Source organism: Aquimarina algiphila (assembly GCF_007489275.1).
Lineage (GTDB): Bacteria > Bacteroidota > Bacteroidia > Flavobacteriales > Flavobacteriaceae > Aquimarina > Aquimarina algiphila.
The window spans coordinates 45,562-53,930 of sequence record NZ_VLNR01000082.1 but is presented as its reverse complement, the minus strand read 5'-3'; the positions used below and the strand labels follow the sequence as shown (position 1 = coordinate 53,930).

The following is an 8,369-nucleotide window of genomic DNA, read 5'->3' as shown; positions in this document are numbered from 1 at the left end:
TTTAAAACCTTGAGTATTTTATCGTAATTTGCTTGAAAGTTGTGCATATGAATTATAGTGTCGTAACTACAATTTACTGCCTTTTAGCAGTTTGCGCAACTTTTTCTAAATGCACAACGGGTTAATAGAATATTTTTTTAAAAAAATGTTTGCAGAGCCAAAAGAAAGTTTTAAATTTGCACCCGCAATGACGCATTGGTCTATGGTGTAACTGGCAACACGTCTGGTTTTGGTCCAGAAGAGTCTAGGTTCGAGCCCTAGTAGACCAACAGCTACAAGCCCTGAGTATTCAACTACTCGGGGCTTTTGTTTTTTTACTGGTACAACATTGGTACAACAAATAATCAATTTCTTCTGTTGGTTTACTAGCATTCGATACGCTGCTTTTTAATCATTTATGCTGTTAATAAGTTTTCTGAAGGATTGTTGTATTCCGATTGGCAACCGACAGAAATTAGACCGTATTTTTAGCCATTCTTTTTCATCAACAGATGGTTCTTGTAAAAGTTGAGAATCACTAGTTTGATCATCAAACCCATCGAAAAAATATTCCATAGAACAATTCAACGCTTTTTTCAGCTCGTACAAGCGACTACTTGAAATACGGTTCTTTCCTTTTTCATATTTTTGGATTTGCTGAAACGTAACACCTATGGCTTTAGCTAACTCATCCTGAGACATTTCAAGCGAGTTACGCTTTATTCTAAGCCTTTTTCCAACATAAATATCCACTGGATGTTCTGACATATGTGATCTCCTCCTGATTTTTGTTAAGGGGAGATACATCCATAAAATGCCGGATGTCGTCAAAACCTGCCACTCACGTTACAGGTGCGATGCTTTTAGCGTTAGCCTGGACAGCACATCGCCATCCGGCTGCTTTGAGAAACCGGAGTTTAGGCAATACTGACCGTTCGCGTAACTCTAAGAGCCGCGTGAGTGAAATAACAAGGGTTGACGATCCCCACAACCCACTATATGCGAGCTGCATTGTTACTATTGAGTATATTCAATCAGAACTCAAGCAAAATATGATCTTCAGGGCTGTACTGATGGATAACTTATTACTCCGCGTTTTGTAAGCGCTCCGTAGCAAGTTACCCACAGCCACAGACAACATAGGTGTTTTCATTATCAGATGATTTCCGTTTGTTTTAACAAGACCATTACGCTATCCTCTTGCTAATTAAAATACTAGCAAGGCCATGACGTATGAACCTTCAAACCATACTTAATGACATCATTAAAAATGCATTTCCAGAGCTTATGGATGAAGATATCGCCATAGAATGGAAAAATCTGGAGGATGCATTGATGGATCAGGGCGGCTTGACCGGACATGGATATTTTATTGAAGTCGATGAGTCGCTAAAAAAAGCAAATGAAGCCATCATCGTTGGCGGCATCGCTCATGAACTTTGTCACATATTGGCTGATTTAAAGGTAGGGAAATGGCAAATACTACTGGACAGAGTAGCCTATCGAATCTTTAAGAGATACCGAACGTTAGATGAGAGAAATACCGATCTTCAAGCGATAATTCGTGGTTATGGATCATCGGTGTTGTTGTTTATGAAATACTCTGAAAATAAAGGTTATAATTATTACAAGGAAGATGGGTTGTCTATCCGCGAGATTGAGGCGATTCTGAATAATGGTCTTAAATAATATTCATTTGTCCAAGCTACAAGGAGTTTGGGGACAAATTTTATGTACGCTCCTCCCGCGAGTAATGGAGGTTAGAACTACCACCTTGGTTCCCTACTCATATCGAGTAAAAGTATCTTAGCAAAAAAGTCGTTTTAAGCCTCGTACAGAGGGGTAAATAATTGACTACTGTTTTGCTACAAACACCACATTAACCCTCTCAACGGCAAGATATGTGGCTTCAGTTGGCCTTAAAAGTTCCCTCACCTCTCGATCAATTCCTGCTAAGCCCTTGAGTTGTTTCCACGGATTCGATATTGGTTGGTTTATACTCGATTTAGTTACATACTCCAGCTAAATATAACTTATGAGCGAATAGCGAATGCATTAATGGTATTGCGAAGCAATGGGAGAGCGAAGCGAGGGTCGGTGCTATGTGTGCCAGGTCACACAAGTTAATATCTAATGGCGTTAGCCATTCACTTTTATTAAAGATTTTTATTCTAAAAATTGTTGTATTTAATTAAGTTATCCACATCTAGTTTCTTGTTCTTTATTCTAAAGTTTGTTCTTGTTCTTGTTCAGGGAGCAAATTATAATTAAATATCAAGTGCTTATTTTGTTGAAAACTACATTTTGTCACTCTAAACCTACTTTTAGTCACAGTTATACTACATTTTGTCAGCGCTAAACCTACTTTTAGTCACTCCAAACCTACATTTTGGGATCGTTAAAAGTAAGTTATCCACAATTTAGAGCTATTAAAACTACATTTTGTCACAAGAGTTTTTATGAGTGTCTTGAGATTAATGTGAAACTACATTTTGTCATATTAGAAATATTAAAGGCAGAATGAGTTAAAAACACTTGTTTTTCAGTGTGTTATATGGATGTCGTTTATTGCTTAAAACTACATTTTGTCACATATCGTTGATTACTTATTCCATCATTCAAGCTAAAACTACATTTTGTCACTAGACAGTTCTTTATCTAGGTTTTCTAGCTATTTAGTGTCTATTTATGTATGTAACAAATAACTACCTACTACATTTGGTATTGAGAATCAAACTAGAAAATTCTTTAAAACTACATTTTGTCACAGAATTTTAGTTGTAAAAACTTCTTGCTACATAAATATAAAATGATGTAGTTTATGATTATGTCTGATCAACTAAGAACATTAGATGTGAAATCGACTTCTGGAACCATTGTAAAACCAGGGGAATTAGTTGATGTGGTTGAAGTCACTCCCCTCACCCTTAATGACCGTAAGATATATAATCTTCTAGTAGATAACGCGAAACAAGATATTGCTAAACCAGTATTACATTCAATTGATAAAGAGGCATTAAGATTATCTCGAAATAGTGATGAACGGGTTGATAGTTCAATTATGCGTTTAATGGGAGCAATTGCCCATATCAAAACAAAGCAGAATGGCGAATCAGCTACACTTAGAGTTCAACTACTTGGGAAAAATATTGAACACGAAAGAAATGACGGCAAGTTCTATTATTCGTTTGATCCTGATTTAAGAGACGCATTGAATGATAGTACAGTTTTTGCAAGATTAAAGAAAAATGTAATGCTTTCTTTCACAGGAAAGTATGGTCTAGCTTTATACGAAATGGTTGAAAAGCGAATTAATATGAACAAATGCCAAGAAGAATTTTCCGTTCAAGAATTTCGAAACCTTTTGGGTGTTCCAAAGGATAAATTAACAACTTGGTTTAACCTTAGAACAAGAGCTATTGAGCCTGCTGAAAAGGAAGTAAATCAGTTATCACCAACATTTCGGGTTAAAATACAGGGTATGTCTACTCCTGGAAAAGGTCGAGAAATCACTCATATTGTATTAAAATGGTGGCATACTGCACCAGACGGTCAGGATGAATCAGTCAAAGAACTTACATATTCTAAACAAGGCCGTAAGGCTCGTCGAAATGGAACGGTTGAACAGTTAATTGAGGAACAACAATCAAAACTGTCACACTTATTATCAGATCAGGCAATAGAAACTGCTCGCAAAATTTTAATAAATCGTGGCTATCGTGATGGTGTTCAGCAAGCGATTATTATTTGGGAAGAAAAATTTCAAGGTCAAGCAATCCCTGAAAATCCCAATGGGGCATTCATTCAATTCTGTAAAAAGATTATTGTATACTAATCATAAGCGAAATAACTTTAGTTACTTATGCCACAAATCATACTATATTAACTCATTTCTTATTAACTAATATGATATGAATTAATTTCCTAGGAATACATATCATATTAACTCACAACGTATGAGTAGTGTGTTATTCAACAACACCTGAACTAGATTAAGATAGTGTTTTTATGGTTGGATCAACTGTTTCTGTACAATAGGAGTATAACCAGTAAAACTTAGTTGTGCTTACTATGAGATAATAGTTCATATGATATGACATCATTTATTATGAACACATATATTATGAATTCATAGAATATTAATTCATTTATGGAGTAAAACTATGACAACCATTGTTTTTGCAACCCCCAAAGGTGGTGCAGGTAAAACTACTTCGGCGTTTATTCTAGCTTGTGTATTTGCGGACAAAGGAAAAAAAGTGACAATTATTGATGCTGACCCAGAGCATTATTTAACTGAATGGGAGAAGGATGGAGGTAAAGTGCCAAATCTTTCTATTGTTACAAATGACAGTGAGAAGGAGCTTATCAATCAAATTAAAGAAGCTAAGGGAATAAGTGATCTGGTGATAGTGGACTTGGAAGGAACTGCGAATCTTTCCATCTTATACTCCGTCGCATATGCCGATTTAGTCATAATTCCAACACAAAGATCAAAATTTGATCTACGTAAAGCAGCAGAAACAATAAAGGCGGTTGGTTCAGTTGCCAAACAAGCAAATCGTAACATTCTTTCTGCATTACTCATTACACGAACCCCAGCTGCAATTAAGTCACGTGGTTATCGAACAATGGCAAAGAATATTCGCGAGAAGGATATTACAGCCTTTCAAATTGAAATTAATGAGTTAGAGGCTTTCAAGGCAATATTTGATTATAGTAAAAGTCTATCTCAATTAAATTCTTCTCATGTTAGTAATTTAGAATCAGCAAGAAGGATTGCAGCATTGTTTGCAGCTGAAGTGGTACAAATTTTAAAACAGGATAAAACGCATAATCAAAAAAAGAAGGAGCTTGAAGCAGTATGAGTGACCTCAAAGAAAAATCAGATACCCCGATAGACCCTTTAAGTGGTTTAGATTTTGAATTACCGTCATCTAATTCAGATCCATTGGGACTACCACAAATGAATTCGGAACCTAATATTCCAGAAGAAAAAATAATTTCCTCACTTAATCAGGATGAAAAGTTCAGAAGTAGGGAACCCTTAAAAAAGGCCATAAAGAGCAAGCCAAAAACCTACTCTCTATTTCCCAACGATCTTGCCGTTATAAGAGATTCACTCAAAGAATATGAAAAACTAGCAGGTAAAGATTATGATGAACAACCATCGGCATCAGATATAGTGCGTTCAGCATTAGAAGTTTTCAGTCTGCTAACTCCTCAAGAGAGGATTAGATACATTACAGAGAACTATAGAGGTAATAAAAAATAAATTCATAGCATATTAATTCATATCATATGAACATTTGTCTTATTGATTGACCAACCACTCATTCAGATCAACGTAATCAGCGTATAGTGAATGCCTATGATCGATTTGATAGGTGAGGGAACTGAATTGTTTTCTGGCATCATTGGCTTTGGTATCTAGCCACGTAATGATGGTTCGGTAGTTCTGGCTTTGAATGAAATCAATTGTATCTGGTATGAATGATATGGAATTTAGCACCAACACGTCATTGGGTAGATGATCCTGCTTGCTCATCACTATGGCAGACATAAAATCGAAGAAGCCCTCGAAGATTTCAATGGTGGTGTGATCCTTACCTTTGAAGGTAGTAAAGTATTTAGGTGAGCTGCCGAGCTTGGCGTATTTATTCCTAATCTCAAAACCGCCTTTGTCATTTTCAAAGCCAAGTGCAAAATACATCTTCTCATTTTGATGCAGCATGTAATTTACTTCACTTACGATAGATCGTTTGGCAACAGGTTTTTGTCCTACCTGATAAGGTGCTATCTGGTTCGTATTCAAAGGTGTTAATTCCATAGTTGCAATCCGCTTAGGAATCTTACGTGATGATAAATACTGAATGAGGGCAGGGTGCTGTAACGGCTTGACGGATTCAATGGTAATACCTGATTCACGATCTATGTGAAATGGTATTGCCTTTATAATATTGCTGGTATCCGTATCAAAATAGGGTTCCAGATAGTCAATAATGTCATTCAGGTCGTATTTGCTCTTGTATTCCTTTACAAACTCAATGACATTCCCTCCTTTACCGGGGCCAAAGTCATACCACATATAGCCATTCTTACCACGTTCTACCTTAAAGCTTGGTGTTCTCTCCTTGTCACGGAATGGTGATAAATACCAATATTGCCCCCCATTTTTTCGTATGGACACTGGTTGATGCCCTTCTTTTGCAAGGAGTTGCACCAGATCCACTGACTTGGCTTTTTGATACTCTTCTTTAGTTCTAAATTTCATAATCCCTCTGCTTTATCGATTAAACGCAATCATTATTCCAAAGAGGTGAGGGGGCTATAACACACCCTCATCCGCCAATGAATAATAGCCCTCTCTTGTGATAATCATATGATCTAGTATCGTAATTCCTAGTACCTCTCCTGCGTGTTTCATGCGTTCGGTGAGTTGTTTATCCTGTTCACTAGGCTTCAGAGTACCACTTGGGTGATTGTGACATAGGATGATACCTGAAGCATGAAGCTTTATCGCTGTGCAAAATACTTTGGCAGGATCAGCCAGCGCATAACGAATACCTCCCGTAGATATGGTGATAATTCCTAGTACCTGATTGGCGCCATTCACATATAAAGCTTTGAAGGTTTCAAACGCATCGATAGTCCCATGATCCCAACTTTCTTTAAATAATCTGTAAGCATCCTTTGACCATCCTATCTTAATACGATCATTGGCTTTAACTCGGTTGATATAGGAAAGCTTCACTTCGCTTACTACGCTTAGGTTTGTTTTGTTTGTTTTCATGATGTTCTGTTTTCGTTAGACATTTTTCTGCTAATGCGAAACAGGGCAGGGCGTGGTTTGCGGTACAACATGATCCTATTCCAAATCAACACCGCTCTCCACGGCGTGACCTAGCTTTGCAGCAAAAATGTCCTAACGGAACATGTAATTAAAAAAAGGGGATTGGTGTATCCCCTTATAATCGTGTAGTCCATCATCAATGGGTACGTATATACGTATCCACTTTGATAAAATGGGTACTGCCACTCTCAACAGATTTCTTGCGTTTGGTAATATGAATATTCACACGCGTTCGTCCGTTGTGTTGATATTGATAAGGAAGTGATTCGCTTTTCAATATCTCCAGTAGTTCTTTCACATCGATAGACCAAACCAGTGTGGTTGGCCCAAACTTCCAATGTGGCTTGGCATTGCCGATAAAAATGTCATCCGCCATATGTTAATAATTAATCATTAAACAATAAAAGATGGGATTAAAATGTAATCCCCTTAAATCAAAACGGTATATAGCGCATTACGCTGTAACCGGTTCCTTAGCTTGCGTTTTAGACCCCCGCTTGTTTCGAGAACTCGTCTTTTTCGTAGTGGTTTTCCCTTTCTCCGAATCTGACGTATTCTCAGGAGTATCTTTAGCAGTTTCTGTTTCAGCTTGAGTATTCTCAGTCTGATTTTCAGAAGATGCTTGATTCTCCGATGAAGTCTCCTCACTTGCTTCCGTGTTAGGATCGTTGTCATTATCTGCTTTACGTGAATCTGGAATAAACGTGTTTACTTCCAATGAGTGGGAACGTCCGTGTTTATCTTCTTTTCTCCACTCGATTACTTGAATATTCAGACGTTGTTTGCCTTTATATTCATAGACATACTTCTGAACTTTTTCGCTATTCAGCAGTTCAATTAATTCATCTACGACAATACTGCCGTTTAAAATTGAGTTACCAAATTTTTCAGATGCAGTTAAGCTTGATAAAAAAATCTTCTCCTTTGACATGATAAAATGATTTAAAAAATTACACATTCAGTGAATGTAAGACTTGCAACGTACCGTAATTGGATACACCATCGTCTATTCATAAGTGCTAATAAGCAGCTATAAAACAGGAATGTTTAGGTTGGAGTAATGCCTGGCATTACTATAGCATATCAATCTATGATTGATGCAAGTTTACAAGGCGCAATCTATCGGGGAAACAAAAGGAGTTCAACAGTTTTTTACTGTGAAACGTAAGAAAATAATTAGCTGTTGAATTTAGGATTCGCTTGAAGCATTTCGTGTGCTTTGTTTATAATCTCGCCGGGTGTAATTTCAAGAGCTTTTGCAATTTTTATCAGATTACCCACTTTTGGAGATGACACTTTACCTGCGTCATAACGCTGAAATACATTACGTTCCAGATTAGATACAGCGCATACATCGCTCTGGGACATGTCCTTCTCTTGTCGATAATAACGAATAGCTTGTCCTATGGCTTTAGCGATCAATATTTCTTGACGTTTCTCGCTCTCTTTTTCTTTATCTGTCTTTTTCACCATGCGCTCAAATTTAGACAGAAATGCATTGCTAAACTACTTACATATTGTTGCCTTATAAATATAA

9 protein-coding genes and 1 tRNA gene are annotated in these 8,369 nt (G+C 37.0%); 5 read left to right on the top strand and 5 right to left on the bottom strand.

The window, feature by feature from the left end:
* The first annotated feature begins 196 nt into the window (after positions 1 to 196).
* Positions 197 to 269: transfer RNA gene (locus tag FOF46_RS26630), tRNA-Gln, on the top strand.
* 118 nt (positions 270 to 387) lie between these two features.
* On the opposite strand, the gene FOF46_RS26625 is transcribed toward FOF46_RS26630, so the two are convergent.
* Entirely contained in the window at positions 388 to 747 is a 360-nt protein-coding gene (locus FOF46_RS26625; RefSeq protein WP_143918581.1) for a helix-turn-helix domain-containing protein, read from the bottom strand.
* A 465-nt stretch (positions 748 to 1,212) separates the two neighbouring features.
* Here FOF46_RS26625 and FOF46_RS26620 point away from each other — a divergent pair, with 465 nt between their 5' ends.
* From FOF46_RS26620 to FOF46_RS26605, 4 genes are all read left to right on the top strand, one after another.
* A complete protein-coding gene (locus FOF46_RS26620; RefSeq protein ID WP_143918580.1) occupies positions 1,213 to 1,668 on the top strand; it encodes a hypothetical protein in 456 nt (151 codons plus the stop codon).
* 1,132 nt (positions 1,669 to 2,800) lie between these two features.
* Positions 2,801 to 3,814 carry a replication initiation protein gene (locus FOF46_RS26615; RefSeq protein WP_143918579.1) on the top strand — a complete coding sequence of 338 codons (1,014 nt, stop codon included), beginning with the start codon at positions 2,801 to 2,803 and terminating at the stop codon, positions 3,812 to 3,814.
* Positions 3,815 to 4,142: 328 nt separating this feature from the next.
* The gene (locus FOF46_RS26610; RefSeq protein WP_143918578.1) at positions 4,143 to 4,847 is read left to right on the top strand and encodes a ParA family protein; all 705 of its coding nucleotides are present in this window, start codon (positions 4,143 to 4,145) and stop codon (positions 4,845 to 4,847) included.
* Positions 4,844 to 5,254 (top strand): hypothetical protein, encoded by a 411-nt coding sequence (locus FOF46_RS26605; protein ID WP_143918577.1) that lies wholly within the window; start codon positions 4,844 to 4,846, stop codon positions 5,252 to 5,254. The genes FOF46_RS26610 and FOF46_RS26605 overlap by 4 nt, the downstream gene beginning before the upstream one ends.
* Before the next feature lie 39 nt (positions 5,255 to 5,293).
* Here the strand turns inward: FOF46_RS26605 and FOF46_RS26600 are convergent, their stop codons facing one another.
* The 4 genes from FOF46_RS26600 to FOF46_RS26585 form a co-directional block, all read right to left on the bottom strand.
* Positions 5,294 to 6,253: a CHC2 zinc finger domain-containing protein gene (locus FOF46_RS26600; RefSeq protein ID WP_143918576.1), complete on the bottom strand. Its 960-nt coding sequence runs from the start codon at positions 6,251 to 6,253 to the stop codon at positions 5,294 to 5,296.
* A gap of 54 nt (positions 6,254 to 6,307) precedes the next feature.
* Complete coding sequence (locus FOF46_RS26595) at positions 6,308 to 6,772, bottom strand: JAB domain-containing protein (RefSeq protein ID WP_143918575.1); 465 nt, start codon at positions 6,770 to 6,772, stop codon at positions 6,308 to 6,310.
* A gap of 514 nt (positions 6,773 to 7,286) precedes the next feature.
* Positions 7,287 to 7,763 (bottom strand): hypothetical protein, encoded by a 477-nt coding sequence (locus FOF46_RS26590; protein ID WP_143918574.1) that lies wholly within the window; start codon positions 7,761 to 7,763, stop codon positions 7,287 to 7,289.
* A 245-nt stretch (positions 7,764 to 8,008) separates the two neighbouring features.
* Positions 8,009 to 8,305 carry a helix-turn-helix domain-containing protein gene (locus tag FOF46_RS26585; protein WP_143918573.1) on the bottom strand — a complete coding sequence of 99 codons (297 nt, stop codon included), beginning with the start codon at positions 8,303 to 8,305 and terminating at the stop codon, positions 8,009 to 8,011.
* Positions 8,306 to 8,369 lie beyond the last annotated feature (64 nt).

Coding starts and splice junctions, on each gene's coding strand:
- FOF46_RS26590 (WP_143918574.1), bottom strand. CDS start 7,763: ATGTCAAAGGAGAAGATTTTTTTATCAAGCTTAACTGCATCTGAAAAA.
- FOF46_RS26615 (WP_143918579.1), top strand. CDS start 2,801: ATGATTATGTCTGATCAACTAAGAACATTAGATGTGAAATCGACTTCT.
- FOF46_RS26585 (WP_143918573.1), bottom strand. CDS start 8,305: ATGGTGAAAAAGACAGATAAAGAAAAAGAGAGCGAGAAACGTCAAGAA.
- FOF46_RS26595 (WP_143918575.1), bottom strand. CDS start 6,772: ATGAAAACAAACAAAACAAACCTAAGCGTAGTAAGCGAAGTGAAGCTT.
- FOF46_RS26610 (WP_143918578.1), top strand. CDS start 4,143: ATGACAACCATTGTTTTTGCAACCCCCAAAGGTGGTGCAGGTAAAACT.
- FOF46_RS26605 (WP_143918577.1), top strand. CDS start 4,844: ATGAGTGACCTCAAAGAAAAATCAGATACCCCGATAGACCCTTTAAGT.
- FOF46_RS26625 (WP_143918581.1), bottom strand. CDS start 747: ATGTCAGAACATCCAGTGGATATTTATGTTGGAAAAAGGCTTAGAATA.
- FOF46_RS26620 (WP_143918580.1), top strand. CDS start 1,213: ATGAACCTTCAAACCATACTTAATGACATCATTAAAAATGCATTTCCA.
- FOF46_RS26600 (WP_143918576.1), bottom strand. CDS start 6,253: ATGAAATTTAGAACTAAAGAAGAGTATCAAAAAGCCAAGTCAGTGGAT.